This is a genomic window from Myxococcus sp. AB036A, from assembly GCF_006547355.1.
Lineage (GTDB): Bacteria > Myxococcota > Myxococcia > Myxococcales > Myxococcaceae > Myxococcus > Myxococcus virescens.
The window spans coordinates 1-25,810 of the sequence record NZ_VHLC01000117.1 but is presented as its reverse complement, the minus strand read 5'-3'; the positions used below and the strand labels follow the sequence as shown (position 1 = coordinate 25,810).

Genomic DNA, 25,810 nt, shown 5'->3' with positions numbered 1-25,810 from the left:
CCCTGTGCCCCCGCCGTCACTCAAGCCCCCGACCCGGATGTCGTGCGCGGCGGGGCCTCTGGACGTACGGAGTCCTCCCAGCGCAGCACATCCGCCATCTGCCGGCGGCAGCGGGCGTCGCGGCGGACCTGGGTGGCCTCCCGCATGGCTTCGGTCGGTCCGTAGGCGTACCCCTGACCGGCCAACACGGCGCGCAGGGCGTCCGCCAGTTCCTGGCCGGACTGGAAGCGCGCTGAGGGCTCCCGGCGCAAAAGCCGGCCGAGGATGGCCCGCATGGCTGAGGACAATCCCTGGGTGGCGCGTTCCACATGCGCCGGAGCCAGACACGCCATGCGCGCGGCCATCAAGGGCGCGGGCAGCCAGCTGGGCACCTCCGCCAGCAGCACCTCCGCGTCAGGCAGCGGCCCCGCGGCAAGCGCGGCCCGCTCCACGTCCTCCAGATCCAACAGGTGCAAGCCGGTGAGCACCTCCAGCAGCACTACGCCCAAGGAGAACAGGTCGGCGCGGCCGTCCAGCGGCATTCGCGCCAGCGCTTCCGGTGAGGCGTAGGCCAGGTCGCCCCGGACGACATGGGTCTCCGTGACGATGCGCCCCGGCAGTTTCGCCCAGGCCATGGCGAAGTCAGACAGCTTCACATGACCTCGCGCGTCCAGACGCAAACTCCGCGGCGACACATCCCGGTGGACGATGCCCAATGGACGGCCCCGGGCGTCTTCCAGCGTATGGGCATGGTGCAGCGCATCCGCCACTTCCGCGCCCACGTAGGCGGCGAACGCTTCCGAGAAGGGCCGGCGCCGCAGCGCCGCGTAGCTGATGAGCGTCTCCAGGGACTTTCCGTCCACGTGCTCCATGACCAGGTGGGGTAATCCTTCATGCACCCGCACCAGGAACACCTGCACGATGGCCGGGTGGCTGAGCCGCATCAGCAGCTTGACCTCTTCGCGCAGGCGCGCACGCCCCTGCGCGTCTCCGACGTCCTGCAAACGTTTGATGAGCACGAGGTCGCCGGGGACGCCCGCATAGTGCCGCCGGGCGAGCAGCAGCTCTCCGGAGCCCCGTGCCCCGAGGTAGCGGATCAACTCATACGCCGTGGCCCCGGTGGTGAAGAGAATGAATGGCTTTGAAGCGGGCGGCTCTGGGGGGTGAGTGGACATCTCGGGTGATGCCTCCTGGGCAGGAAGTCCTCCCCTGGGTTGGGAAGGCGTGAGAAAACCTCACGCATCCCTCCTACCACCCACGTCCGACACACCCTTCCAACCTCCCAGCACGGATTCAGGGAAAAAAGGAAACGGCCCCCGACGAAGCGGAGGCCGTCTCTGAGCGGTCCGTGAGGAAACGAGCCGCCCGCTGCGCTCGACGCGTTGACTACTTCTTCTTCTGCACCGGCTGCGTCACGGTCAGCTCGCGCACCACCATGTCCTTGCCGTCACGGACATACGAGGCGCGGACCTGGGCACCCTCTTCAATGTCATCCAGCTTCAGCGGCTGGTTGTTGTGCAGGATGCGCGTCTGGTCGTTCGTCTTCAGCTCGAGCTGCTTGTTGTTACTGGTGTCGACCACGGTCAGCTCATCGTTGCCGGTGGAGAGCACGCGACCGCTGACGCTGCTCGCGGCAGCGGTGGCGCCCGCCGCGCCGGAGCCACCCAGGGCCATGTCGTCATTCAGGTCCGTCCGGCGATCAGCCTCGGCCTCGGCCAGGTCCTGGCGCTCGTCCTGGACGTCCTGCTGCGCGCTGGCGATCTCATCGGCGGCCTCACGCTGCGTCCCAGCGATGTCCTCCTGGGCCTCCATTTGCGTGCTGGCGATGTCCTCCCGTGCGTCCTGACGAATCTCCGCCGTCTCCTGCTGCGCCTCCGCCTGAGCCTCGGCGACGTCCTGGCGCTGCGACTCGACGTTGTCGCGCTTGCTGCAGCCAGTGACGACCAACGACATACCCGCAACCGCAGTGACCGCCATCATGAGCTTGCGCATTTGTTCCTGCTCCTTTCACGTGGAATTGGGAGAAGGTTTCCCCCTCACTCACTTGCGGCCGAGAGAGCGTTTCCCCCGGCGTTGGGCAGAAACTGGGTGCTCCCCCCTCCCTTGAACAGGGGTTGTCTGGCGCACACGGATGCCTTAGGGGCGCACGGCGGACCACGGGGCGCATGGCCGCCTGCCTGCCCTACCAGGGAACAAGGGCAGAAAACGGAGATACCGGGCCCAGCCGCAAGAACGGCTAGAGGCCGCCGTCCACGCACAGCGGCACGCCTTCTCGCGCCCACCGCGCGATGCGCTCGCGCTCCTGTGCCGTCGGAATGGGTACCGGACTCCCCGGCGGCGGCATGTCCTGGAACACGTACGCGCGCGCCTGGATTCGCGCCGCCATCGCGTGCGCGCCTGCACGCCATGGCCACGCAGATGGAGAAGGATGCGCTCGCGAGAAGTCTCTTCATGGGGCGTGTGGTCGGTATCTCAATTCCCTCCGTCCGTGTCGCACCCCACCTACGTCATCCTGGGAGGCGCTGCCCACATCCGCCCCGCCGTCCAACGAACGAGCACGCCCCTGAGTATACCGGTGACGGTAGTGGGCGTACGGGCCTGCGAGCGCGTTGACAGCGCGGAGTCACCCTTGTAGTGCGTGCCCAGGTCCCGTCGTCGCAAGGAGCCGTGAGGCCATGCAGGTCTGGGTCAACGGAGAGACGCACGAGGTGCCGGAAGGCACCACCCTTTCGGCGCTGCTGGAGTCGCTTCAAGTGGGCGGCCCCGGCGTCGCCGTGGAAGTGAACGCGGAGGTGGTGCGCCGCGCCCGCCACCCCGAACACCACCTCCAGGCGGGAGACCGCGTGGAAATCGTCACCTTCGTCGGCGGCGGCTAGCCAGGAGTCCGCACATGAGCATCCAGGACAAGCCTTTCACCATCGCCGGAGTGACGTTCAGCTCCCGGCTCATCCTCGGCACGGGGAAGTATCCCAGCCACGACATCATGCAGCGCTGCCACGAGTCCTCCGGCACGGAGATGGTGACCGTGGCCGTGCGCCGCCTGGACCTCAAGGCCACGGGCGAGGCGTCGCTGATGAACTGGATTGACCGCAACCGCCTGCGCCTGCTCCCCAACACGGCGCTCTGCTACACGGCGGATGACGCGGTCCGCACCTGCCGGCTCGCCGAGGAACTGGGCATGAGCAAGTGGGTGAAGCTCGAGGTGCTCGGCGACGAGAAGACGCTCTACCCGGACGTCGAGGAGACGGTGAAGGCGGCCCGCATCCTGGTGAAGGAGGGCTTCACCGTGCTGCCCTACACCAGCGACGACCCCATCACCGCCCGCAAGCTGGAGGACGCGGGCTGCGCGGCCGTGATGCCGCTGGCGGCGCCCATCGGCAGCGGCCTGGGCATCCGCAATCCGCACAACATCCGCCTCATCCTGGAGACGGTGAAGGTCCCCGTCATCGTGGACGCGGGCGTGGGTACGGCGTCCGACGCGGCCATCGCCATGGAGTTGGGCGTGGAGGCGGTGCTGATGAACACCGCCATCGCCGGCGCGCAGGACCCGGTGCGCATGGCCGTGGCCATGAAGAAGGCGGTGGAGGCCGGCCGCGACGCGTACCTGGCGGGCCGCATCCCGCGAAAGGCCTACGGCTCCGCGTCCAGCCCGATTGACGGGCTCGTCCACCACTGACGGCCGGGGGCGCACGGTGGTGCCTTCCACCCTTCCCCGGCTCGTCGTCATCACCGACTGGCGCCTACCGCCCGAACGGCTGAGGTGGGCGCTCGCCCGGGCGCTCGACGCCGGGCCCGAGGTGGCCGTCCAGCACCGCCACCCCGAGGCCACCGGGCGCTGCTTCCTCGACGAGGCGCGGGAACTGGCCGCGTTGTGCCACCCACGTGGCAACCCGCTCTTCATCAATGGGCGTGTCGACGTGGCGCTGCTCGTCGGCGCCCATGTCCACCTTCCCGCCCATGGCCCCTCCTCCGTGGACGTCCGCCCGCACCTTCCCGCCGAGAGGTGGATCAGCGCCGCCGTGCATGACGTGGCGGAGGCCCATGCGGCCCGAGGCGCGGACCTCGCCTTGGTGAGCCCGGTGTTCGCTCCCGGTTCCAAGCCGGGAGACACACGGCCTTCCCTCGGGCCGGAGGGGTTCAGCGCCCTGGCCGCGGCGTTGCCCTGCCCCGCGCTGGCCCTGGGCGGAATCACCCCCGCGCGCGCGATGACGCTGCCGGACGCGGCGGGCTTCGCGGTCATCTCGTCCGTCCTGGAGGCCGACGACCCGACGGCGGCGGCTCGGAGCCTGCTGGCCGCGTGCGCCGGGCGGGATATGCTGCGCACCCCGTGAGCTCCACTCCCGCTGCCGCCGCGCTGCGCCCCCTCGCCATGGGGGAGATGATTGACCGTGCCGCCACCTTCTGGCGCTCCCACCTGAAGCCCCTCTTCCTGCTGAGCTTCGGCTTCACGCTGGTGAACTACATCGCGACCAAGGCCACGTTGGTGATTGGCCAACGGGTGGCGCCACTGCTCTACACGGGAGACGCGGAGTCGCGCGCCCAGCTGGACCCGGCGGTCATGCTGCCGCAAGCGAGCATCACCATCGCGCTGTGGATGGGCCTGTTCCTGTTCCTCGTCTGGACGTACTGGCTGGCCACCCTGGCCGCGTCCCGCTACGTCCTCACCTCCCAGTTGGGAGAGCCGGTCCGTCCCGCGGATGCACTGCGCCGGAGCTTCTCGCGGCTGGGCACGCTGACCGGGGTGTACCTGCTGTCGCTCGGCTGGTCCACGCTGGTGACGATGGCGCTCATGCTGCCCGGGCTCATCCTCGCGGTCATCGGCATCGCCGTCGGAGTGACCTCGGGTTCCAACACCCTGGCCGTCGTGCTGGGCGTGGTCGGTGCGTTGCTCGCGAGCCTGGGACTGCTGGCCGCGGCGCTCTGGTACATGCTGCGCTTCCTGCTGGTGCCCCCGGTGCTGGCCATGGAGGACCTGGGCGCCTGGGAGACGTTCCGGCGCTCCGGTCAGCTCCTGTCGGGCCGCGTGGAGCCGGGCTTCATGGGACGGGTGATGGTGCGGGCGATGATTCTCTTCACCGTGGTGAGTCTCATCCTCATCTCCGTCCAGCTCGTCTCCGGGTTGCCCTCGTGGCTGGCGATGATGCCCTACGGCAGCCCCTTCGACCCGGGGACCATGGCCCGCACGCCGCAGCTGCTGCTCATCCCGGTAGAGCTGCTACAGACGGTGGCGCAGTCCTTCTTCACGCCCATCAACTTCGTCTTCTGCGCGCTCTTCTACCTGGACATGCGCGTGCGCCGCGAAGCCCTGGACCTGGAGCACCAGCTCAACACGATGACGCCCGCCATTTGACGGCGCCCCCGGGACTCCACCGTGCCGAGCCTGCCCCTCCTCCTGCTACTGGCCTCCCTGCCCTGCGCCGAGCGCGAGGACATCACGCTGGACCTGCGCGAGACGGCCGAACACCGCCAAGCCGGATTCGCCGATGAAGTGAGCACGCTGTCAGCACGCCTGGGCGGAATCCCGCTGCCTCCCGCCCAGGACGGGGACACCGCCCCCGAGCGCGCGGAGCAGATCGCGCGATTCCTGAAGGAGGCCTGCGACGTCCAGGCGTTGGCGAACAGCCCCAGCGCCGTCCCGCCCCCACCGACAGAACCCGAGCGGCTGGAGGCCATCCTCGACCGGCCCGAGTTCGCCCGCGCGCGCCAGCGGCACGGCGATGCGTTGAAGCGCATCATGCGGGAGGTGACGGCGTGGCTGGAGGGCCTCTTCGAATCCAGGGAAGCCCAGGGCTTCGCGGTGGCCACTCGCGCGGTGATGCTGGGGCTGGCGCTCGCGCTCATCCTGTGGAGCGTGCTCCGGCTCCGCGCGCGGCGTGGACGCAAGGCAGCGCATGTCTCCGCCTCCTCCGCAGCGAACGCGGAGCCGTTGGTCCTGGACTCTCCGGCCGAACACCTGCGCAGGGCCCGGGCGGCGATCTCCACGGATGCACGCGAAGCCATCCGGGAAGGGTTGTTGAGCCTGCTGTCCTCACTGGAGGAGCAGCGGCTGGCCCGGCCAGACCGTGTGCGAACGAACCGTGAGCTGGCGGCGGAGCTGCCCGGCCGCGGCGCGTCCACGGCGCTGGTGCGCGAGGTGGAGCGGCTGATGGGCTGGTACGACCGGACCTTCTATTCGCTCGCGCCGGTGGCGCCGGAGGAAGCCGCCCGCTTCGTCACCGAGGTCGAGTCGCTGAATGGAACCCTGGCCACGGAGGGCGCACGGTGACGAACACCCGGGCCGTCGTCTTCTTCGGAGTGCTCATCGCGCTGGCCCTGGCGGTGGGCCTGTCCACGCGCACGGACGCGCCTGACTCACCGGTGCCCACTGTGGAGAACACGGCGCCGCAGGGGGCTCGCGCGCTCTATCTGTACCTACGCGAGGGGGGCCGCGCCGTGGACACGCTGCTGACGCCGCTCGAAGCCATTCCCCCTGACACGCGCACCCTGGTGCTCGCGGCGCCCGAGGGTCGGCCCGTGACGACGGAAGAAGTCACCGAGCTGGAACGCTTCGTCCAGGAAGGCGGGACGCTCGTGTACCTGTCGCCCCGCGAGCTGGGGAAACATCAAGCGGCGCTCGAGGGATGGCTGCATCTGGAGTCCGGGCTGATGCTACCCGCCAGCAGCCGCGGCCTGGACTCGACGCTGTCCGACGTGGGCGGAACCACCGTGGATGTATGGCTGCCCGTGGGTCCCCTCCACGGACTCTCCCAGCTTCGAGTCTCCCAGGACCGGGGCCTGCGCATGGGCCACGATGACGCCGTGCCCGTCGCCGGCATGGGCGGCGCGGTGGCGGTGTGGCGCAGGGCCATGGGCAAGGGCGAGGTGTACGTGCTGGCTGGCTCCGACCTGCTGGAGAACCGGCGCCTGGAGCTGCTGGACAACCTGCGCTTCTGGGAAGCGCTGGCTGCCCGCGGGCCCCTGCTGTTCGACGAGTACCACCACCAGCTCGCGCCGCCGCCCCCCTTCTCCCGTGGCATCTGGGTCTTCACGGCGCAGGTGCTGGCGGTGGGTCTGCTCTACGTCGTGTCGCGAGGCACACGCTTCGGAGCGCCGCGCCCGCTGCGCGTGGAGCGCCACCGGTCCGCGCTGGAGTACGTGCGCAGCATGGGCTGGCTGATGCGCCGCGCGAAGGTGGAGAAGGAGCTGCTACCCGAGCTGGACCAGGCCCTGCGCCAGCAGATGCAGGAGCGCCTGGGCATCCCCTTGGGCCTGTCGGACGAGGACGCAGCGCGCCTGATGGAACAGGACGGAGGCGTCTCCGCCACCGAGTACCTGGAGGCGAAGGCCGACCTCACGCGGACCCACGCGCAGCCCACCGTGGCACCGGCGGACTACGCGCGGGTGGCCCGCCGCTACGCCCACCTGGAGCGGGCGCTGGCGGGCCGCGAAGCCCGCGCCTAGGCGGGCGGTACGTCAGAGCGCCTTGCCGTCCGCCATGAGCGCCGCGCCCACGTGGTGGCGAATCTCATCCACGCGCGCGTCCCAGCTCTCGCCGAAGATGCGCTCGGCGCGCTCGCGGTTCGGACCGGGTCTGTCCGCCAGACACTCGTCCACCTTGCGCACGAAGTCCTCGGTGTCCTTGGCAATCTTGCAGAGCCCCACCTTGCGGACCTCCGGCAGGTCCGTGGACACCACGGACAGGCCGGACGCCAGGTACTCACGCACCTTGAGCGGATTCGCGTTGAGCGTCAGCTCGCTGACCTTGAACGGCATCAGCGCCACGTCGAATGCCTTGCTGTAGCCGGGCAGGTCCGCGTACGGCTTGCGGCCCAGCATGTGGATGTTCGGCTCGGCGCGCAGCGCGGAGTCATCACAGTCCGGCGTCGTCTTGCCGATGATGACCACCGAGCCTTCCGGGTGGGCGCGGGCCGTGGCGATGATGGCCTCCTGGTCCACCCAGTCCGCCACCAGCCCGAAGAAGCCGATGATGGGCTTGGGCAGACGGGCGATGTCCGCCGGAATCGTCGTGGCCGGGTCGCACGCCTTCACGAAGTGGGTGAAGTCGGTGCCATGCCGCACCAGCACCGTGCGCGGATTGACGCGGGCCTTGTTCTCACGCAGCCGCTCGGCGGAGGTGATGCAGAGGTCGGCGCGCTTGAGCAGCCGCTCCTCCAGCTCCGCGATGTGGCGGCCATTGGTGTCGCTGAAGGCGGCGAACTCGTCCACACAGTGGTAGATGACGAATTCCTCGCCCAGCGTGCCGGACACCGGCGCGGACGCGGGCAGGAAGCTCCAGGAGATGGGCTTCTGGAAGCCCAGCTTCTTCATCGCCCGCAGCACTTGGAGCCTCAGCAGCTGCCGGTTGGCGCCGCGCACCAGCTCCGAGCCATAGAAGGGAATGGCCAGCGGCGACAGGACGTGGATGTTGGGCTCCACCTCGCGGACGCCTTCGGTGAAGCGGCCCAGCTTGTCGAAGATGCGCTTCACGTCATGCGCGTTGGCCTTCGGCGCGCGGTTGCCGATGCTGTTCACCCAGAGGATGCGGTTCTCCCGGGAGAGAATCCGCATGATGTGGACCTTCGACAGCGGGTCCCCATCCCAGTCGTTGGAGAACACCACCAGGTCACGTCCGCGCAATGCCCTGCGCGCGAGGTCCAGCTCATCACTGCGCCGCATGTCTCGTCTCCCCCAGGCCTGAACCTTGTTCGTGTGGCGACTTCAAACCGTTGTTGGAGGACAGCTCCCCGTACAGCGAGAGCAGCTCCGGCCCCGCATCCACCTGGGGCACATGCATGGGCCCTGCCGCCACGGCCTCGCGAATCACCCGCGCCAGCTCTCCGGCATTGCCCGCGGCGAACACGCGAGTGGGCTCGGGCCGGATGCAGACATCGCTGGCCACGCAGGGCACTCCCAGCGTCAGCGCCTCGCGCACGGAGATGGAGTCCCCGTCATGTGTGGTGGGCCGCACGAAAGCGTCGCTGCGCGCGATGAGCCCCAACGCAGCGGAGTGCTCGAGCTCCCCCAGCACCTCCAGGTGGCCCGCTACGCGCGCTTCGCGGACATCGCGGATGAACGCCTCGGAGTCCAGGCCCGGACCGAAGAGCGCCAGGCCCACGTCCGGCCACGTCTGCGCCAGCTCGCGCAGGGCCTTGAACATCAACGCACGCCCGTAGACGGGCGACGGATGGTGCGCCATGGACAGCAGCACCCGCCGCCGGGAGCGCGCGGCCTCCGCCGCTGATGGAACGGGCCCCGGCCGCACCTGCGAGGCGCAGAAGGCCGGGAGCACGTCGATCTTCTCCGCGGGCACGCCGCAGCCCACCAGCGCGGACTTCACGGCGTCGGACACGGCGACCACCCGCGAGTAGCCCGCAAGCGCCACGCGCGCGAAGTTCCGACGCGCGTCGGACTCGGCGAGGTAGTCCGGCAGCAGTCCCGAGTGGAGCGTGATGACCCGGGGAGACTTCGGCCCAGGCAGGCTTCCCACCATCCCCGCCAGCACCCAGGACTTCGGGTTGTTGCCACTGGTGTGGACGTGAATCGTCCACCCGGTGGCGACGTGCCGCGCGAGCCACAGGGCGAACGGTGCGGCGCCGCGAGCCGGGATGACATCCGGAGCCGGCCGGCCCCCCTTCCCGATATCGAGCACCTTCACGTCGACCCCGCAGCCGCGCAGGTAGCCATGAAGTTGTTGAACATGAACCGCGACGCCACCATGCGGCGGCGGGTAATCCCCGACGAGGAGCACGCGCATCGATGTGACTCCCGCGGACTACTGGCGCAGCGTGGAAGACGACGGCACGGACACCAGCGACACACGGGGCGGCAGCTCCCCCATCTCGCGCTGGTACGTCCCGAGCGGATCCGGGTCCTGCCGGATGACCCGCGCGGGCACCCCGGCCACCACCGTGCCCGGAGCCACGTCCTTCACCACCACCGCGTTGGCGCCAATGACGGCGAAGTCACCGATGTGGATGTTGCCCAGGATCTTCGCGCCCGCGCCCATGCGCACGTAGTCACCGATGACGGGAGCACCCTCGATGCCCGAGCGCCCGCCGATGGTCACCTGCTGCGAGATGAGGCAGTTGCGTCCAATCCGCGAGGCCTTGTGGATGACCACGCCAATGCCGCCGTAGCCCAGTTGTGTCCCCTCGCCGATCTCCGCGTCCTCGGGGATGTATGAACTGTGCAGATAGTAGATGGCCTTGCGCAGGACGGCTGGCAGCAGGGGCACGCCCCGCTTCTTCAGCCCGCGCGCGAGCCGGTACAACGTCATCGCGTCGACACCCATCACGCCTCCCAATCCCCTTGTTCCAACCCGCACCAAACTAGGTACCGCCCCGCAGGGAGGGAAGTGCGCTACCCCGCCCTTCGGGCTCGCAGCCCCGCGATCAGGCTGAGCGGTCGCACCCCCGTGAAGTGCAGCACCACCAGGTATCCGATGAAGAACAGTGCCCCGGCCACCGCCAGAGGCAGCACGCGCCACAGGAAGCCCGTGGGCAGGTGCGCCCAGGCCCCGTGGGCACCAGCCCGCAGGACGAACACCGCCGCCGCCGCCGCGCACGCCGCCAGCGTGGCCTTGCCCAACGACTGCCAGGGAATCACGTCCGCCACGCCCAGCTTCCGCTCCGGCGTGGACAGCGCCGCGGGCACCCGGGCCAGCAGCATGGCCTTGCCCACCACCTCCGCCACCGCCCACGAGCCGATGCCGCCCATCAGCCCGAAGTGCTTCACCCCCAACCACACCAGCGGCACCGTCACCGCCGCCTTCACCGCGTAGGAGGCGAAGATGGCCCGCGTCTGCCCCCGGGCGCGCAGCGTCCCGTCCATGGGGAGGATGGAGAGCACCACACCCAGCACGCTGATGCGGAAGACGGGCACCGCGGGCAGGAACTTCTCACCGAACATCGCCCCGATGAACTCCGGCGCCGCCGAGAAGAGGAACGCCGCGAAAGGCAGGAAGAAGTAGGCCAGCTTCCCGGCCGCTTCGCGGAAGGCCTCCACGCCCTCTTCCAGGCGGCCCTCGCGCTCCAGCTCGCCCAGCCGCACCATCAGCACCTCGCTGGTGGGCGTGTACAAGAGGTCCACCACCGGCAGCTGGAAGCAGCCGACGCGATAGAGCGCGTACAGCGCCGGCGCCACCGCGCCCGCCACCGCATACAGGTGCGCGTTCTGCTGGGGAATGGCCAAGAGCATCGCCGCGCCGAAGGGCGCCGCGTAGGTCAGTTGCTCGCGGAAGCGCTGGCGGTCCACCAGTGGTCCGGTGGCGCCGCGCAGCGACACCACCCACGTCGCCAGGTAGCGAAGCGCCGCGAAGGCCGCCACCGCCATCATCATCCCGTAGAGCGAGGCGCCCAGGAGTGGCGGCACCACCATCACCGAGGCCCGCACCGCGTCCGATATCAAGTACACGACCGCGGACGCCTTCGTGCGGCCCTGCGAGGTGAGGGACACCTCCAGCGGGAAGCTCCCCAGCAGAAAGGCGGTGTACGCGGCCAGCGGCAGGCGGTACTCGGCCAGCGCGGGATTGGAGAACCAGCCCGCCACATACCCGAGCAGCGCCCACACCGCTCCCGCGCCCACCAGGCCCATGGCGGACATGAACAGCAGCGTCTGCCCCAGGAAGGGCCGCTTCGCGTCCGCGCGAGGCAGGAAGTAGTAGAGGCTCTGCACCACGCCGAACGGCAAGACGTAGTAGAGCGTCGTGGCGATGAGGAACAGCTGGTAGTACGTCCCGTAGTCGTCCAGGTTCAGCACCCGGGCGAGCACGAGGGGAATGGACAGCGTCAGCCCGGCGGTGAACAGCCGGGCCAACACCAAGGGGCCGGCGCGCCCGAGGAACGAGCCCTCGGACGCGGCCGACGTGGAACCTCCGCTCACGGAGCCTCCTGGATGGTCGTGGCGGTCTCCGGACCCACCACGATTTCGTTACTGGTCGCTGGCTTGGGGCTCACCCGCACCGGGGCACTGCTCAACTGGTTTCCCACGGAGGGGGCGCTGATGAAATGGGGGCGCTTTCCCGGCACCGGGCTGCTCATGCCCAGCACCCCGAAGCAGTCATCCAACTGGCAGCCGGTGAGCGCCGACGAATAGTCGCCGAGCATGCCCAGGCTGAAGTTCTCCCACAGCACCTTGCGCTTGAGGGTGAACGGGTCACCGCCAATGCGATTGGGCAGGTCCTCCGTGGTGACACCGGAACGGAAGCCGTTGGCCGACAGCACGCGGATGACCTCGTCCGAGTACCAGCCGTTGCAGTAGGCGAAGTCGCGCACGGTGATGCCCACCTCGCGCTCGATGGCGCGCTTGGACTCCAGGATTTCGCGCTCCACCACCTCCTGCGGCTCCAGCGTCAGCACCGTGTGGCCCAGCGTGTGCGCGCCGAACTCGAAGCCGTCGCGCGCCATGCGACGCACCTCGTCCCAGTTCATGATGTCGCCCTGCTCCGGCACCAGGTCCGCGCCGCCGCCGAGCTGCTGCTCCAGCGCATCGATGATCTCCGTCAGCACGCGCGTGGGGTGCTCGCCGATGAAGTCGTCCAGCGACGCCGACACCGTCTTCTGCCCGGAGAGGATGGGCCCCAGCAGTTGCAGCGCGGGCGCGGGCAGCGAGTCGTAGAGCGGCCGGAAGCGGCGCTCCTGGACCCGGCGCAGCAGGTGGAACAGCCGGTCGTGGTTGAAGCGCTTGTCGGTGCTGATGAACGCCGTGGGCAGGTAGGTGATGGCCGGAACGCCCATCTCCTTGAGCACCGGATAGGCGTACCGGTAGACGTCGCGGTAGCCGTCGTCGAACGTGACGACGCACAAGTCCTTCTTCGCCACCCGGCGGCCATTCATGACATCCACCGCGTCACCGATGGAGGCCAGCTCGAAGCCCGCCGCGTGCGCCTCCTCCAGGTGCCGGCGGAAGGTCTCCTGGGAGATGAGCAGCCCGGGAATCGAGCGCTGCAGCTCCCCGGTGAAGTCGCTCACCACGCGGTGGTAGCTCACGATGAGGATGCGCCTCCCGCCAGACTGGGAGCGCCGATACGCGGCCATTGCCCGCCGCATTCCGCTGTAATGGATCATCCCCGCCGCCGCCGCCTTGACCGCTCTACGCAACACCTTGCCCGTCGCCATTCACGCCCTCCGCGCGGATCAGCTGAGTCCGCCTCGCATGCCCGCGCACCGTTGCAGGGGAGGTGCCAGGAGGGAGGTTGGGCACCCTGGACCGGGCAGTCGAGAGGGCCAGCCGTCCGAACGGGTCGCGTGGTGAGCAGTGGACGTTCCCCTCAGTGGAACCCCGGAGCCCCCCGGCGGGCACCTCCGACCACATGGGGAGGAAAACCTTTCCTCCCGACGGGCTCGCCCTTTCTCCGTCCAGGCCACCATCTTGGGTTTCACTGGTGGACGTTCTGGTTTCCGGATACGAACGCCCCCGCCGATGCTTCCCCTCTCCGCCGCCCCCGCGCTTGCCCTGCATGACGTCAGCAAGCGGTATGGCCGCCGGTGGGCCCTGGCGCGTCTCACGTACGCGCTCCCCGCCGGACGCTCGCTGCTGCTCACCGGCCACAATGGTTCCGGGAAGACGACCCTGTTGCGCCTGCTGGCCACCGCCCTGAGCCCCACCGCGGGCCGGGTGGAAGTGCTCGGCCGCGACGCAGTGGTGGAGCGCGACGCGGTGCGCCGTGACGTGGCGCTGCTGTCGCACGCCAGCTTCCTCTACGAGGACCTCACCGCGCACCAGAACCTCACGGTGCTGGCCCGGCTCCTGGGACTGCCCTCGCCCGCGGACGCCGCCAGCGACGAGCTGACCCGGGTGGGGCTCAGCCGCCGCTCCGACAGCCCGGTCCGCAGCTTCAGCGCCGGCATGCGCAAGCGCCTGGCGATTGCCCGCCTGTTGCTCAAGGCGCCGTCCATCGCGCTGCTCGACGAGCCCTTCGGCGAGCTGGACCCCGCGGGCATCCGCGACATGGAGGCCATCATCGCGGAGCTCAAGACCAGCGGCGTCACCGTCATCCTGGCCACCCACCTCATCGAGCAAGGCCTGACGCTGTGTGAAGAACGCCTTCACCTGCAGGAAGGGCGGGCGGTGGCGGCATGAGCACCTCGCGTCCCCGCCCCATTGGCCTTTTGACGGCGACCCTCGCGCTGCTGCGCAAGGACCTGCTCATCGAGTGGCGCACCCGCGCGCGCCTCAACGCCATCATCTTCTTCGCGCTGGCCACGCTGCTGATGTTCTCCTTCGCGCTGGGCCCCGACACGAAGCTGCTGGAGAAGAACGCCGGCGGCTACTTCTGGTTGGCCATCCTCTTCGCCAGCGTGCTCGCCCTGGGCGAGTCGTTCCGCGTCGAGTCGGAGAACGCGTGCATGGACGGCATCCGGCTGGCCCCCGCCGACGCCCGCGCCATCTTCCTATCCAAGGCCCTGGGCAACACCCTGCTGCTGACGGCCCTGGGCGTCCTGCTGGTGCCCGTCATGGTGGCCCTTTACGGGGTGCGCATCGTCACCAGCATGGCGGACCTGGGGCTCATCCTCCTGCTCGGCAGCCTGGCCTTGAGCGCCCCAGGAACCGTCTACGCCGCGATTTCGAGCAATGCCCGGGCACGGGATGTGCTCCTGCCGTTGCTATTGTTCCCGCTGGTCATCCCAGCCCTCCTCTCCGCGGCCAAGGCGACCACGCTCGTACTTCAGGGAGACCCCATGCGTCAGTTTGACTCATGGGCGGGGCTTTTAGGCGGATTCAATCTGATTTATTGGGGCGTAGGCTTCTTGCTGTTCCCGCGGATCATCGAGGACTGACGGATGGGAAAGTTCATCAAGTGGGGCCTGCCGGCGCTGGCGCTGGTCGTTCTCGCCGCGGGGTGGTGGCTGGGACTGGCGTGGGCACCGCCTGACCGTGAGATGGGTGACGTGCAGCGCATCATGTACGTCCACGTCCCGCTCCAGTGGGTGGCCATGGTGGCCATGGCCATCAACTTCGTGGTGGCCATCAGCTACCTCATGAAGGCGAGCTGGAAGCTGGATGCCGCCGCCGAGGCATCCGCGGAGATTGGCCTGGTGCTGGGCACCGCGGGGATGATTACCGGCGCCATCTGGGGCCGGCCGACCTGGGGCGTCTACTGGTCATGGGACCCGCGCCTGACCTCGCAGGCCATCATGCTGGTGACGTACACCGGCTACCTGGTGCTGCGGCGCTTCGTGGAGGATCCGGAGAAGCGCGCCACGTGGAGTTCGGTGGTGGCCATCATCGGCGCCATCAACCTGCCCATCGTCTGGTTCTCCGTGCGCTGGTGGCGCAGCCTGCACCAGGTGCAGTCCACGCCGAAGACGGTGGACCCGGAGATGACGCTGGCCCTGCGCGTGTCGGCCTTCGGCATGCTGTTCCTCACCATCTGGTTCCTGGTGCTGCGCTACCGCCAGGCCCTGGCCGAGCGCCAGGCGGAGGTGGCCCTCCCGGATGCGCTGCCGTCGGACCTCGCCGCCGCGGGTGGCGCCAACTCCACGAGGGTGGCCTGAACATGATGACGCTTTCCACGCAGATGCTGTGGCTCCTCGCGGCGGCGCCCGGACAGGTGGGCAGCGGCCGCATCGTTGGCGGCTGGGGCTATGTCTGGGCCTGCTACGGCATTACAGTCGCCATGCTCGTTCTCTACGCTGTGTCCCTGTGGGTTCGTCGGCCCAAAGCCCCCACCGACGCCAAGGAGTGAGTCGCCATGTCCCCCGTCGCTCGCAACCGTCTGATTGCCCTGGGGGCCCTGCTCGTCGCGGGGGCCGGCCTGGGATTCGTGGCCTTCGGCAACATCGGTGAGAACCTCGTCTACTACTGGAGCCCGTCGGAGATGCTGGGCCAGGGTGACAAGGCGTACTCGGCCACCATCCGCCTGGGTGGCGTGGTGGAGGCGGGCAGCATCCAGTGGAACGCCGAGCACACCACCCTGCAATTCCGCGTGGCGGATGACGTCAAGGAAGGCGCGCCCAGCGTGCTGGTCCGCGCGACGGAGACGCCGCCGCAGATGTTCCGCGACAAGATTGGCGTCGTCGTGGAAGGCACCTACGACAAGTCCGGCGTCTTCAGCTCCAACCGGCTGATGGTGAACCACTCCAACGAGTACCGCGCCCCCAAGGAGGGTGAGGATCCTCGTCAGTGGCAGGAGACGCTCTCCGACGCCACCGCCATGGGTGCGAAGTGAACGGAACCGTTGGCTACGGCCTCGTGCTCGGAGGGCTCGCGTTCGCGACCTTCGGAGCGCTCGTGGGCCTGGTGAGCGGCCTGCGTCGAAGTGACGCAGGCTTCCCGTGGGTGCTGCGCGCGGTGTGGGGCTTCGCCGCATGCATGGTCGGCTCCAACCTGGTGATGATCCACGCGCTCGTCACGCACGACTTCAGCGTGCGCTACGTGGCGCAGGTGGGCAGCCGGGCCACGCCGCTGGTCTACACCATCGTCTCGCTGTGGAGCGCCCTGGAGGGGTCCATCCTCTTCTGGGGCCTCATCATGGGCGGCTACATCGCCGTCTTCGCCTACATCCACCGGCGCGAGCACGCGCGGTACATGCAACTGGCGCTGGGCACCATGCTGGCGGTGGGCGTCTTCTTCGCCTTCCTCATCGCGGGCCCGGCCAACCCCTGGGGCGCGGTGTCCCCAGTGCCAGCGGACGGCCCCGGCCCCAACCCGCTGCTGCAGAACCACATCCTGATGGTCATCCACCCGCCCATGCTCTACCTGGGCTACGTCGGCATGACGGTGCCCTTCGGCGTCGCGGTGGCGGGCCTGCTGCGCGGCGAGATTGGCGAAGCGTGGATGGCGCCCCTGCGGCGCTGGACGCTGGTGGCGTGGCTCTTCCTGTCCATTGGCATCATCCTGGGCGCCTGGTGGGCCTATGCCGTGCTGGGCTGGGGCGGCTACTGGGCGTGGGATCCGGTGGAGAACGCGTCCTTCCTGCCCTGGCTGACGGCGACGGCGTTCATGCACTCCACCATGGTGCAGGAGCGCAAGCGGATGCTGAAGCTGTGGACGCTCAGCCTCGCGCTCGCGTCCTTCGTGCTCACCATCCTGGGCACGTTCATGACGCGCTCGGGCATCTTCAACTCGGTGCACTCGTTCACCCAGTCCGACATCGGGCCCACCTTCCTGGTGTTCCTGGGCTTCCTGCTGGTGCTGTGCGTGGGCCTGCTGGCGGTGCGCGGTCCGCTGCTGGTGCCGGAAGGCCAGCTGGCCTCGCCGCTGTCTCGCGAGGCGAGCATCCTGGTGAACAACCTGGTGTTCGTCGCCATCACCTTCACGGTGCTGCTGGGCACGCTGTACCCGCTCATCTCCGAGGCGGTCCGCGGCGTGCGCGTGAGCGTGGGCGAGCCGTACTTCAACAAGATGGCGGTGCCGGGCGGAATCGCGGTGCTCTTCCTGATGGGCGTGGGCCCGGTGCTCCCCTGGGGTAAGCCGGATCCGGCCACGCTGCGCCGGCAGTTCATCATCCCCTCCGTGGTGGGGCTGGTGGTGACGGCGGCGTGCTTCGCGGCGGGCCTGCGCGGCGTGTACCCGCTGATGACCTTCGGGCTGGCGGGCTTCGTCACCGTCATCACCGTGCGGGAGTTGGTGGCGCCGGTGCGGGTGCGCATGTCCGAGCGCAAGGAAGGCTTCGTCGCCGCGCTGACCACCAGCGCGCTCAAGGCCCAGCGTCGCTTCGGCGGCTACGTGGTGCACCTGGGCATCGTGCTCATCATCGTCGCGGTGGCCGCGTCCTCCGCGTACGTGAAGCACACCTCCGGCACGCTGAAGAAGGGGCAGGTCATCGAGCTGGGCGGCTACCAGATGAAGTACCTGGGCCTGGTCAGCGGCGAGGAGCCCCACCGCACCTACGTGGCGGCGCGCATTGAAGTGACGTCCCCGGGCGGCAAGGTCTCCGAACTGAAGCCGCGGCTCAACTACTACGAGCGCAGCACGGACCCCATTGGCACCCCCGGTGTCCGGGAGACGCCGGCCGAGGACCTCTACGTGTCGCTGATGGCCTTCTCCGAGCAGGCCGGCACGGCGAGCATCAACATCTGGGTCTTCCCGCTCGTCGGGTGGATCTGGTGGAGCATCCCCCTGCTGGTGCTGGGCACCCTCATCGCGCTGTGGCCGCGCCGGAAGACTGCCATGGCCATGGCGGGCGCGCCGGCGGTGGGCGCCTCCCCCCTCACGGGTGGTGACGCCGAGCGAGGGGCCGCCTGATGAAGGGCTGGCGCTACACGCTGGGCTTCGTGGTCCTCTGCGCGGGCCTGCTCTTCGTGTTGTTCAAGGGCTTCGGGCGCAACCCGCACGAAGTCCCCTTCATGATGAAGGGCAAGCCGGCCCCGGACTTCGGGCTGCGCGCGCTGGACAGCGGAGAGAAGGTGAGCCTGGCGGACCTGAAGGGCCGGCCGGTGGTCATCAACTTCTGGGCGTCCTGGTGCGGCCCCTGCCGCGTCGAACACCCCGTGCTGGAGTGGGGCGCGCGGCAGTACGGCTCGCAGGCGGTGTTCCTGGGCGTGGTGTTCCAGGACACCGACGACAACGCGCGCGGCTTCCTCCAGCAGTACGGCGCCAGCTTCCCGCAGCTGGTGGATCCGCGTTCGCGGATGGCGCTGGACTACGGCGTGGCGGGCGTGCCGGAGACGTACTTCATCGACCCCAACGGCATCATCCGGGGCAAGCATGTGGGCCCTATCGACCCGCAGACGCTGGCCCTGCGCATCCAGGAGCTGTCCACGCCCTCCGCCCCCACCGAGGCCGCGCGGAAGTAGCCCCTGTCGTCCCAATGAGGTGGCGGTATGCGGTGCCTGGAGTGTGGTGAAGACTCCAATTCCCGGTTGCGGTACTGCGAGAACTGCGGGGCGACCATGCCCGAGCTGCCCAAGGGAACGGGCACCCGGGTCGCGCTCCGCCCCTCGCGGCCCCAGCGAGACCTGGCGGAGCCCGCCTATGCGGCGGACATTCTCGAGGAGGCGGATGAGCACTCACGGCCCTATGTCGTGGGTGACGCGCCCGAGCTTCCGCCCGAGGACAAGACGGACCCGGGCCAGTCCGCCCCGGCCTACGACGGGCCGAAGTGGCTGGCGCATGTGCCGGCCCACTCGCCCACGGTGCTGGGCGTCATCGTGGTGGGCTGCGCCGTCTTCCTGTCCGCCCTGCTCTCCTCCTCTGGCGTGGGCCTCCTCGGGACGCTGCTGGCGGTGGTGAGTGGCACGGTGCTGGTCGCACGCGAGCTGCGCGCCGCGGAGCAGTCGCCTGGCTTCACCGAGCGAATGCCCGCGGTGCTGATGACGCCGGAGGCCGCCGCCGCCGCCACCGCGGTGATGGGGGCGCTGGCGCTGCGCTCACTCAGCCTGGGCGTGCTGCCGCTCCTGATGGTGGCGGGCGTGGGGCTGGTGGCCCATGACCAGTACCGCAAGGTCATCGCGGGAGAGGACGGCGTGGGCGCGTACTTCGAGCCCCGGCAGCTCCTGGCGATGCCGCAGTTGGTGGGCCTGGGTGGCGTGGCGGTGTGCCTGCTGGCGCTGTTCGCGCCGTGGGGCACGGTGAAGCTGGACCTGGGCCTGCCGGACAACGCGCCGGTGCCCCAGGGCCCGCCCGAGCTGCGCGTCATCGCCACGCAGCGGCCCACCGACGACATGCTCTACAGCTACGGTGGCGGCGTCACCCATCTGCGGGGCTGGGATTTGCCGGCGTCGGTGGTGGTGGAGCTGGCGCTGCTGGCCGTGCTCGCCCTGCTGGCGCTGCGGCCGGAGGTGGAGCGTCCGTCCTGGACGTGCTACCTGCCCGCGGGCGCGGTGGCCCTGTCGCTCGCGTTCGCGGGGCTCAACATGCGCCTGCTCCCCGGGCCCTTCGTCTTCGTCTTCGGCCTGGGCGCGGTGGGATTCCTCGCGGTGCAGCACCTGCGCGCGGCTCGCGCCGCCGAGCTGCCCCCGGGCCAGTACGAAGAAGCCGTCGAAGAGGAAGGCTGAGCCGGGTCAGCCCGCGAAGGGCACCGGCGCGACGCCGCGGACGCCCGGTGTCAGCTCGAAGAGGCCACCGGCCAGCGGCTGGGCCTCGAGCTCCTCCGCGCTGAGCCCATCCCGCCCGGTGGTGACGAACAGCCGGTCCAACGCGTCCCCGGCGAAGGCGACACTGGTCGTCTTCGCCACGGGCAGCCGGTACTCGGCCAGCCACGCGCCGTCCGGAGAGAAGCGGCGCACGCAGCCCCCTCCGTAGAAGGCAATCCACAATCCGCCCTCCGCGTCGGCTGTCATTCCATCGGGGAAGCCGTGGGGCTCGTCGAAGCGGAGGAACTCCCGGCGACCAGAGACCGCGCCGTCCGGGCTCAGGTCGAAGGCGTAGGTGACGCGCCGGGGCGAGTCGTTCACATAGAGGGTCCGCCCATCGGGGCTGAAGGCGGGGCCGTTCGTCACGGTGTAGCCCTGATCGATTCGAGCGAGGTGTCCCTGCGCGTCGAACCGGTAGAGCCCGCCGGTGGGCGCCTCCTCGTGGTCATCCATGGTGCCCACCCAGAAGCGGCCTTGCGGGTCCACCTTCCCGTCATTGCAACGGTTGTGGGGGTGCTCAGGCTCCGGGTCCAGCAGCCGCTCCAGGCGCGCGCTCCGGGGCTCGTAGAAGGCCAGTCCCCGCTCCGTCCCCGCGATGAAGCCTCCACTCCGCCGGGGCGCGAGCGAGGCGATACGCAAAGGGGTGTCCCAGCTCGCCTGGGCACCGCTCTGGAGCTCCAGCCGGTGCACCTTGCGGCCCGGGATGTCGAGCCAGTAGAGCGCGCCCTCGGTGGCCACCCAGAAGGGGCCCTCGCCGAGCACGGCTCGTGCGGGCCAGATGCACCTGGCTTCGTCGTGCCTGGCAACGTCCGTGGTGCGCATGCGTGGCTCCTCCAAGAAAGCGAGACTCAACGTCCGTGGCCAAAATAGGCACACCGCACGCGCCGGGCATGCACGCGGCGGCGGACATGGCCTCGTCACGCAGCGATCACTCCGGCTCGCCCGGCTGGCCATGCATGCGTCCTCTGACTGACCCACCAGGTTGAGGTCCGTTAACCCGACGCACAGAACAGGGTTATCCCAGAACTTCCGGTGATAGAGGGCGCTCCGGGTTCCCGTACCTTGGGCACGCCTTCAACGATGCACAGACACCATCGCGAATCCAGGCACGGGGGGAGCGCGGCATGGTCAGTCCGAGGACGGCACCAATCCGGACAGGAAACACCAGTACCTTCATCTTGAAGCAGCGACGGCTGCACCTGGTCCTGTTGGATCCACAGGAAGTGCCCTACGCGGATACGGAGTACGTGCTCACGGTCGGCCGCACCGAGCACTGCGGCAGGACGGCGGCGGATGGCTCGCTGAGCCACGAAGTCCCGGGCCTCGCCGCGGGTGAGTTGCTGGTGAAGCTGTCCAAGCCGCCAGCGCCACCGCCCCGCCGGAGCGCGCCTCCCGCCGCCGCCAAGGGCGCGCCACCGCCCTACCCACCCGCCGTCACCGATGAGGACTTTCCGGACGCCACGCCCGCCGCCGCGTCCGAGCCGGTGACGCTCCGCTGGGCGCTGCAACTCCAATCGCTCCCGGGATTCGAGTCCGACGCCCTCCGGGCCGCGCAGGAGCGGTTGCACAACCTGGGCTACGCCATTGAAGGTGAGCGCGGGTCGCCTGGAGCCTCGACGAAGTCCGCCGTGCGAGCGTTCCAACGCCGCCATGGCCTGCCGGAAACGGGACAGCTCGCGGACATCTCCCGCGAGCTCATCCGCCTGCACGACGCCTGAGGCCACCCCCCATGGCACGCATCTCACTGACGGCCAGTGTCGCCCTCGCTGCGCCCGGAGGACGCAACCGCAACCGCCTCCGCCCCGCCAGTCATGGCGTCGCGGACTTCCGGCTCCGCAGCCCTGGAGGTCCCCAATCCCGCTGCCACCGCCCCGTGCCCTTCCCCGCGCTGACAGGGGGTGATGACGGCTTCCACTTCGCGCCCGAAGTCGAGCCGGTGGAGTTGACGTGGCGCCTGCTCAATACAGGCGGGCTGGTGCGCGCCGGAAAGCTGGAGCTCTTCACGCGCTACCGCAAGGCGCCGCTGTGGTCGCGCGAGCTGAGCCGCGAGGAGCTCCTCCAAGGCGAGCACCGGTGGGCATGGGATGGCCGCGTGCCCAAGTCGGAGACCTTCCCGGATGGTGTCGTCACGGTGGAGCACTCGCCGTACAAGCTGAAGCTGACGCTCCAAGGCAGTGGACTGGCGCAGGCCCCCGTGGCGTGGACGTTCTTCCATGTCCTGGTGGCGGGCGTTGACCTGGAGCTGGGTGAGCCTCGGGTGCTCTCACGACCACGCGACCGTGAGCTGACCCAGTCTTTGAAGCGGCTCCCCGCGCCCGGCGAGAAGGCCGAAATCCGGATGGTCGGGAACGTCTTCAAGACAAAGCCGTCGGAGATGTCCGATGACACGGACCACCAACTCCACCGCAAGCACTGGGGTCACGGACCGGAGATTCCACTGTTCGCCCGAGCCTGGCTGAAGGACTCACGCGGCAACCGGGTAGATGCGCCGAAGGCCCTGGGCCGCGTGCGCTTCCTCTGGGACTGGGAGGACGAGACAGAGGCCATCGAACACCATGCCCCCACGGCCCAGGCCTTCCTCAAACACGCGCTGGACCGCCACTGTTCGACGTCACAACCCAAGGGCGACAATGCGCACCGGGACGTGGGCGGCAAGCGCGGTGCGCCGTCGTTGGCGGTGTTTCCCAGACAGGCCGGCTACGCGCCCCAGGCCGAGCCCCGTGACGGCGCCTTCCCCTTCCGCGTCACGCCCTGCAACAAGCGCGGTTGGGCGGCCTACAGCCAGGCGTGGACCACAGGGGCTTTCGCGGGACGCACGGGCGTGGTGTTCCAGCCCTCCAGCATCGCGGGAGACGCCTGGCGAGTCACCGTGCAGCTTGCCTATGACCGCCGCAGGGATGGCGGCGTGGTGCTGGACGTGGACGATGATGGACCGCTGCCCGCCGCCGTGCGCGCCGCCACCGGCATCTTCGAATCCTGGCGCGAGGTCCACATCGCCCGCCTCTTGTGCAAGGACACGAGCGCCTCTGGGTTCTCGCTCTCCACCGTGCAGGACCATTTCAAACAGGCCTTTCTGCGCCTGGAGGACCGCACGGGCGGCGTCTCGGGATGGTGCGCTCAGGAATACAACGCGTGCATCGCCGCGGCCGTGGCGGCGTCCCCGCACTGGGAGCTCCGGGCGGCCATCGACCCTGCGGTGGACCAGTTCGCCGCAGGCGGCCACGCGCTCACCTTCCGCACCCACGCGGAGTTCCTGGCCGAGGTGAAGCGCGTGAAGCACTGCGGCGATGCGGACCTCCCCCGGTGGCTGGCGCCCACGCGAGCGCGCAGGCTGCCCCTGCTGGAGGCTCGCGAGTACCACCGGCAGTGCAAGGACTGGGCAAAGGCACTGCTCACCCGGGCGCTGGACTCGGCGCTGGGAACGGCCGCGGGCATCGCGCTCTTCCAGTTCTCCGGGCTCTACAACCTGGAGACGACGGTCGGCGGCATTCGCGTGAACGGTTTCGCGTCGGAGTTCCCCTCGCGCAAGCGGGACCGCTGTGCCGTCATCCAGTGCGCCGCGCCGGGCAACTACCGAAACAGCTTCAACTCGCTGGAACAAACGCTGGCGCATGAAATCGGGCACCAGCTCTTCCTGCCGCATGCCCCCTTCCCCGCGCACCGCGAGATTGGCGGCGCCCAGGCGAACCGCCACGACATCGACGGGAAGGACTGCCTGATGGGCTACGACTTCACGACGGAGCGGCGATTCTGTGGGCTCTGTCTCCTGCGCCTGCGGGGATGGAACACCCACGCCCTGAACCACGACGGTGCCCGGAACGCGCGGCCATGAGCACCTCCGTCCTCTCCGGGCCGTGGCTGCTCGTGCTGACGCTGTCGGCGGCGAACCCCGTCCCCACGCCGTCCCAGGTCAAGACGGCACCGTCCCCACCCTCTGGAGGTGTGCCCATGCGCATCCAACTCAGATTGTCCAAGGCGCAGCTCGTCACCTCAGAAGACATGGACGTGCGCATCGCCCTGTCCAACGAGAGCGCCACGCCCCTGGAGTTTCCCGACCCCTTCCGGCACTCGGACCAATCCCTGACGTACACCGTCACGGGTCCCGAGTACCCGAAGGGCCATGCCGTCAATCACTACACAGTCATCGAGCGTGAGGGCACGCAGCCGCTCGGTGGCGTCGTCGCGCCCCAGGTCCGGTTGGGCTCGGGACGCGTGCTCGAGTCCGTCGTGCCGCTCCAGGAATGGGCGCCCATCCGCCAGCCCGGCCGCTACCGGCTGACCGCGAGACTTCAGGCCGCGGGTATCGACACGGTGTCCGCGCCGGTCGAATTCGACGTCGTGACAGGACGGCCAAACTCCGCGTCGGCGGGAGTGATGATTGGAGGTGGGCCGTACTCCGGGGTTGGCACCGTGTGGCTCCAGCACCTGGAGGGGCAGACCCTGCTGATGCAGGCCGTCTTCGTGGACGAGACGGACGAGGACGGACGCGGCGTCTCCCGGCGGACCTCGAAGGTCCTGGGAGCGGTGGCGCCAGATGCTTCCGACGCGCTGGCGCCGTGGACGAACGATGCGCCGGGCGGTGAGGCCGTGAGCTGGGTCCTGTGGCGCCAGGGAGCGTCGATTCTCGCCCTCGCTCCGCCCGCGACGCTCACGGCGCCCTTCCGCTTTGACCTGGAGACACCGCCAGAGAGGCTCATTCGTCCGCCCCTGGAGACACATGCTGGAGAGCTCTTCGTCCCCATCGTGGAGGCCGGGGGAAGAGGGCTCCGACTCCTGCGATTTCAGTCGAGCATGGATGCCCCCAACGTCACCCCTGGAAAGGAAGTGGGGCGCGTGAGGCTCCCATCCGTGCCCCTGAGCGCTCGCGCCACGCTGCAGCCCGCGTCCGTGGGAAATGGCATCAGCATCGTGCTCGTGAGCGAGGCCGCAGGAGGGCTGGAAGTCCAACACGTGCGAGCCACGAGCGCCGGCCGTCTGAGCCGAGTCGCGAGCACGCTCCTCCGAGGACTGAGCGCGCTTCCTGATTCCGAGCCGGGCGTCTGGATTGATGATTCGGGCCACGTCCATGCGGCCCTGGTCGCGGCGTCGCTGAAGAACCCTCGACAGCCCATGCTGGCGGAAGTCCGCTTCCGTTCCGACGGAAGGCTCGTAGCGCCCCCAAGCATGACGCCGCTGCCCGAGCTCCCCACGAGCGCACGCGCCGCGGTGGCGCGACACTGCCATCTCCCCCACTCTGACAGAGCAGGCGAAGTGCGCTGGGCCATTCTCCTGGAAGACGGGAGGTTGATGCATTCGGGGCAACGAGGTCCCCCCTCGTCACCGAAGCAGCCTGTGGCGAGCCCACTGGAGTTGATTGAAATGCTCCAGGGCACGTTCATCCTCACCACGGACCCCATTCGGGGCCCTGAGTTTGAATGGCTTTAGGCTGCGTTCGCGAACTACCAGCGCCCACTCGAGCCACCGCCCGACGAACGCCCGCCGCTCGAAGAGCTGCCCCCACTGGATGAGCTCGACGACGAGGACCGCGTGAGCTTCGGCGTCGAGTGACGGGAAGTCGCGGTGTGGTGGCAGTGCGTGCAACGCACCGTGACCTCGATTTCTCCACCAGAGGAATACGTCGCGCTGCGAATCGTCCGGCTCGTCTTGTTCGCGGTCACATAACGACACTTCGTGCATCGGACATGACGCGTGAAGAGCGTTCCATAGCGCTCCACCACCGCGTCCTGGCATGGCTCGCACCACCACACGTCGTAATCCACCGAGCCCAACTGCTCCTCACGAACCTGCCCCGGCACTGTCCCTTATACACATCTCCGAGCCCACGAGACGCTCATGAC

26 protein-coding genes are annotated in these 25,810 nt (G+C 69.2%); 17 read left to right on the top strand and 9 right to left on the bottom strand.

Annotated features, from left to right (window positions below; genetic code table 11):
* Positions 1-20 precede the first annotated feature (20 nt).
* The 3 genes from FL344_RS32840 to FL344_RS32830 all read right to left on the bottom strand — a co-directional run bounded on the left by FL344_RS32840 (position 21) and on the right by FL344_RS32830 (position 2,365).
* Positions 21-1,154: a serine/threonine-protein kinase gene (locus FL344_RS32840; protein WP_141621302.1), complete on the bottom strand. Its 1,134-nt coding sequence runs from the start codon at positions 1,152-1,154 to the stop codon at positions 21-23.
* 211 nt (positions 1,155-1,365) lie between these two features.
* The gene (locus FL344_RS32835) at positions 1,366-1,971 is read right to left on the bottom strand and encodes a hypothetical protein (RefSeq protein ID WP_141621301.1); all 606 of its coding nucleotides are present in this window, start codon (positions 1,969-1,971) and stop codon (positions 1,366-1,368) included.
* Between the two features lie 244 nt (positions 1,972-2,215).
* Entirely contained in the window at positions 2,216-2,365 is a 150-nt protein-coding gene (locus FL344_RS32830; RefSeq protein WP_153881190.1) for a hypothetical protein, read from the bottom strand.
* Positions 2,366-2,654: 289 nt separating this feature from the next.
* Here FL344_RS32830 and thiS point away from each other — a divergent pair, with 289 nt between their 5' ends.
* Genes thiS through FL344_RS32800 form a run of 6 tightly spaced genes read left to right on the top strand, consistent with a single transcriptional unit; the run spans position 2,655 to position 7,419 of the window.
* Positions 2,655-2,855 carry a sulfur carrier protein ThiS gene (gene thiS / locus FL344_RS32825; protein WP_026114303.1) on the top strand — a complete coding sequence of 67 codons (201 nt, stop codon included), beginning with the start codon at positions 2,655-2,657 and terminating at the stop codon, positions 2,853-2,855.
* A 14-nt stretch (positions 2,856-2,869) separates the two neighbouring features.
* Positions 2,870-3,655, top strand: a complete 786-nt coding sequence (locus FL344_RS32820) for a thiazole synthase (protein WP_090495046.1) — start codon at positions 2,870-2,872, stop codon at positions 3,653-3,655.
* A 16-nt stretch (positions 3,656-3,671) separates the two neighbouring features.
* Positions 3,672-4,310, top strand: coding sequence for a thiamine phosphate synthase (locus FL344_RS32815; RefSeq protein WP_141621300.1), 639 nt, complete (start codon positions 3,672-3,674; stop codon positions 4,308-4,310).
* Positions 4,307-5,329: a hypothetical protein gene (locus tag FL344_RS32810; protein WP_141621299.1), complete on the top strand. Its 1,023-nt coding sequence runs from the start codon at positions 4,307-4,309 to the stop codon at positions 5,327-5,329. Before FL344_RS32815 ends, FL344_RS32810 begins: the two co-directional genes overlap by 4 nt.
* A gap of 21 nt (positions 5,330-5,350) precedes the next feature.
* Entirely contained in the window at positions 5,351-6,244 is an 894-nt protein-coding gene (locus FL344_RS32805; protein ID WP_141621298.1) for a DUF4129 domain-containing protein, read from the top strand.
* Positions 6,241-7,419: a DUF4350 domain-containing protein gene (locus FL344_RS32800; protein ID WP_141621297.1), complete on the top strand. Its 1,179-nt coding sequence runs from the start codon at positions 6,241-6,243 to the stop codon at positions 7,417-7,419. Before FL344_RS32805 ends, FL344_RS32800 begins: the two co-directional genes overlap by 4 nt.
* A gap of 12 nt (positions 7,420-7,431) precedes the next feature.
* On the opposite strand, the gene exoP is transcribed toward FL344_RS32800, so the two are convergent.
* The 5 genes from exoP to exoL all read right to left on the bottom strand — a co-directional run bounded on the left by exoP (position 7,432) and on the right by exoL (position 12,992).
* A complete protein-coding gene (gene exoP / locus FL344_RS32795) occupies positions 7,432-8,634 on the bottom strand; it encodes a spore coat polysaccharide biosynthesis glycosyltransferase ExoP (protein WP_141621296.1) in 1,203 nt (400 codons plus the stop codon).
* Entirely contained in the window at positions 8,621-9,712 is a 1,092-nt protein-coding gene (exoO, locus tag FL344_RS32790) for a spore coat polysaccharide biosynthesis glycosyltransferase ExoO (protein WP_141621295.1), read from the bottom strand. The genes exoP and exoO overlap by 14 nt, the downstream gene beginning before the upstream one ends.
* 18 nt (positions 9,713-9,730) lie before the next feature.
* Complete coding sequence (locus tag FL344_RS32785) at positions 9,731-10,249, bottom strand: serine O-acetyltransferase (protein ID WP_141621304.1); 519 nt, start codon at positions 10,247-10,249, stop codon at positions 9,731-9,733.
* Positions 10,250-10,317: 68 nt separating this feature from the next.
* Positions 10,318-11,838, bottom strand: coding sequence for a spore coat polysaccharide flippase ExoM (exoM, locus tag FL344_RS32780; protein ID WP_141621294.1), 1,521 nt, complete (start codon positions 11,836-11,838; stop codon positions 10,318-10,320).
* Positions 11,835-12,992, bottom strand: coding sequence for a spore coat polysaccharide deacetylase ExoL (gene exoL / locus FL344_RS32775; RefSeq protein WP_141621303.1), 1,158 nt, complete (start codon positions 12,990-12,992; stop codon positions 11,835-11,837). The genes exoM and exoL overlap by 4 nt, the downstream gene beginning before the upstream one ends.
* A gap of 385 nt (positions 12,993-13,377) precedes the next feature.
* On the opposite strand from exoL, the gene ccmA reads away from it, so the two are divergent.
* The 8 genes from ccmA (at position 13,378) to FL344_RS32735 (ending at position 19,895) form a co-directional block, all read left to right on the top strand.
* On the top strand, positions 13,378-14,037 hold the full coding sequence (gene ccmA, locus FL344_RS32770; protein ID WP_141593937.1) for a heme ABC exporter ATP-binding protein CcmA: 660 nt from the start codon (positions 13,378-13,380) through the stop codon (positions 14,035-14,037).
* Positions 14,034-14,735, top strand: a complete 702-nt coding sequence (locus FL344_RS32765) for a heme exporter protein CcmB (RefSeq protein WP_141593936.1) — start codon at positions 14,034-14,036, stop codon at positions 14,733-14,735. The genes ccmA and FL344_RS32765 overlap by 4 nt, the downstream gene beginning before the upstream one ends.
* Before the next feature lie 3 nt (positions 14,736-14,738).
* Positions 14,739-15,452: a cytochrome c biogenesis protein CcsA gene (gene ccsA, locus FL344_RS32760; RefSeq protein WP_141593935.1), complete on the top strand. Its 714-nt coding sequence runs from the start codon at positions 14,739-14,741 to the stop codon at positions 15,450-15,452.
* Between the two features lie 2 nt (positions 15,453-15,454).
* Complete coding sequence (locus tag FL344_RS32755; protein WP_140791110.1) at positions 15,455-15,643, top strand: heme exporter protein CcmD; 189 nt, start codon at positions 15,455-15,457, stop codon at positions 15,641-15,643.
* A 6-nt stretch (positions 15,644-15,649) separates the two neighbouring features.
* Positions 15,650-16,126 (top strand): cytochrome c maturation protein CcmE, encoded by a 477-nt coding sequence (locus tag FL344_RS32750; protein ID WP_011553299.1) that lies wholly within the window; start codon positions 15,650-15,652, stop codon positions 16,124-16,126.
* Positions 16,123-18,144 carry a heme lyase CcmF/NrfE family subunit gene (locus tag FL344_RS32745; protein ID WP_141621293.1) on the top strand — a complete coding sequence of 674 codons (2,022 nt, stop codon included), beginning with the start codon at positions 16,123-16,125 and terminating at the stop codon, positions 18,142-18,144. The genes FL344_RS32750 and FL344_RS32745 overlap by 4 nt, the downstream gene beginning before the upstream one ends.
* Positions 18,144-18,695: a thiol:disulfide interchange protein gene (locus tag FL344_RS32740; protein WP_011553297.1), complete on the top strand. Its 552-nt coding sequence runs from the start codon at positions 18,144-18,146 to the stop codon at positions 18,693-18,695. Before FL344_RS32745 ends, FL344_RS32740 begins: the two co-directional genes overlap by 1 nt.
* Positions 18,696-18,791: 96 nt before the next feature.
* Entirely contained in the window at positions 18,792-19,895 is a 1,104-nt protein-coding gene (locus FL344_RS32735; RefSeq protein ID WP_228565546.1) for a zinc ribbon domain-containing protein, read from the top strand.
* 6 nt (positions 19,896-19,901) lie between these two features.
* On the opposite strand, the gene FL344_RS32730 is transcribed toward FL344_RS32735, so the two are convergent.
* A complete protein-coding gene (locus tag FL344_RS32730) occupies positions 19,902-20,795 on the bottom strand; it encodes an SMP-30/gluconolactonase/LRE family protein (protein ID WP_141621291.1) in 894 nt (297 codons plus the stop codon).
* Between the two features lie 356 nt (positions 20,796-21,151).
* Here FL344_RS32730 and FL344_RS32725 point away from each other — a divergent pair, with 356 nt between their 5' ends.
* The 3 genes from FL344_RS32725 to FL344_RS32715 are packed head-to-tail and all read left to right on the top strand — an operon-like array spanning position 21,152 to position 25,397.
* Positions 21,152-21,691: a peptidoglycan-binding protein gene (locus tag FL344_RS32725; protein ID WP_228558529.1), complete on the top strand. Its 540-nt coding sequence runs from the start codon at positions 21,152-21,154 to the stop codon at positions 21,689-21,691.
* Positions 21,692-21,702: 11 nt separating this feature from the next.
* A complete protein-coding gene (locus FL344_RS32720) occupies positions 21,703-23,805 on the top strand; it encodes a hypothetical protein (RefSeq protein WP_141621290.1) in 2,103 nt (700 codons plus the stop codon).
* Complete coding sequence (locus FL344_RS32715; protein WP_141621289.1) at positions 23,802-25,397, top strand: hypothetical protein; 1,596 nt, start codon at positions 23,802-23,804, stop codon at positions 25,395-25,397. Before FL344_RS32720 ends, FL344_RS32715 begins: the two co-directional genes overlap by 4 nt.
* The last annotated feature ends 413 nt before the right edge of the window (positions 25,398-25,810 follow it).

Coding starts and splice junctions, on each gene's coding strand:
- FL344_RS32840 (WP_141621302.1), bottom strand. CDS start 1,154: ATGTCCACTCACCCCCCAGAGCCGCCCGCTTCAAAGCCATTCATTCTC.
- FL344_RS32835 (WP_141621301.1), bottom strand. CDS start 1,971: ATGCGCAAGCTCATGATGGCGGTCACTGCGGTTGCGGGTATGTCGTTG.
- FL344_RS32830 (WP_153881190.1), bottom strand. CDS start 2,365: ATGGCGGCGCGAATCCAGGCGCGCGCGTACGTGTTCCAGGACATGCCG.
- thiS (WP_026114303.1), top strand. CDS start 2,655: ATGCAGGTCTGGGTCAACGGAGAGACGCACGAGGTGCCGGAAGGCACC.
- FL344_RS32820 (WP_090495046.1), top strand. CDS start 2,870: ATGAGCATCCAGGACAAGCCTTTCACCATCGCCGGAGTGACGTTCAGC.
- exoP (WP_141621296.1), bottom strand. CDS start 8,634: ATGCGGCGCAGTGATGAGCTGGACCTCGCGCGCAGGGCATTGCGCGGA.
- exoO (WP_141621295.1), bottom strand. CDS start 9,712: ATGCGCGTGCTCCTCGTCGGGGATTACCCGCCGCCGCATGGTGGCGTC.
- FL344_RS32785 (WP_141621304.1), bottom strand. CDS start 10,249: ATGGGTGTCGACGCGATGACGTTGTACCGGCTCGCGCGCGGGCTGAAG.
- exoL (WP_141621303.1), bottom strand. CDS start 12,992: ATGGCCGCGTATCGGCGCTCCCAGTCTGGCGGGAGGCGCATCCTCATC.
- ccmA (WP_141593937.1), top strand. CDS start 13,378: ATGCTTCCCCTCTCCGCCGCCCCCGCGCTTGCCCTGCATGACGTCAGC.
- FL344_RS32765 (WP_141593936.1), top strand. CDS start 14,034: ATGAGCACCTCGCGTCCCCGCCCCATTGGCCTTTTGACGGCGACCCTC.
- ccsA (WP_141593935.1), top strand. CDS start 14,739: ATGGGAAAGTTCATCAAGTGGGGCCTGCCGGCGCTGGCGCTGGTCGTT.
- FL344_RS32755 (WP_140791110.1), top strand. CDS start 15,455: ATGATGACGCTTTCCACGCAGATGCTGTGGCTCCTCGCGGCGGCGCCC.
- FL344_RS32750 (WP_011553299.1), top strand. CDS start 15,650: ATGTCCCCCGTCGCTCGCAACCGTCTGATTGCCCTGGGGGCCCTGCTC.
- FL344_RS32740 (WP_011553297.1), top strand. CDS start 18,144: ATGAAGGGCTGGCGCTACACGCTGGGCTTCGTGGTCCTCTGCGCGGGC.
- FL344_RS32735 (WP_228565546.1), top strand. CDS start 18,792: ATGCCCGAGCTGCCCAAGGGAACGGGCACCCGGGTCGCGCTCCGCCCC.
- FL344_RS32730 (WP_141621291.1), bottom strand. CDS start 20,795: ATGCGCACCACGGACGTTGCCAGGCACGACGAAGCCAGGTGCATCTGG.
- FL344_RS32720 (WP_141621290.1), top strand. CDS start 21,703: ATGGCACGCATCTCACTGACGGCCAGTGTCGCCCTCGCTGCGCCCGGA.
- FL344_RS32715 (WP_141621289.1), top strand. CDS start 23,802: ATGAGCACCTCCGTCCTCTCCGGGCCGTGGCTGCTCGTGCTGACGCTG.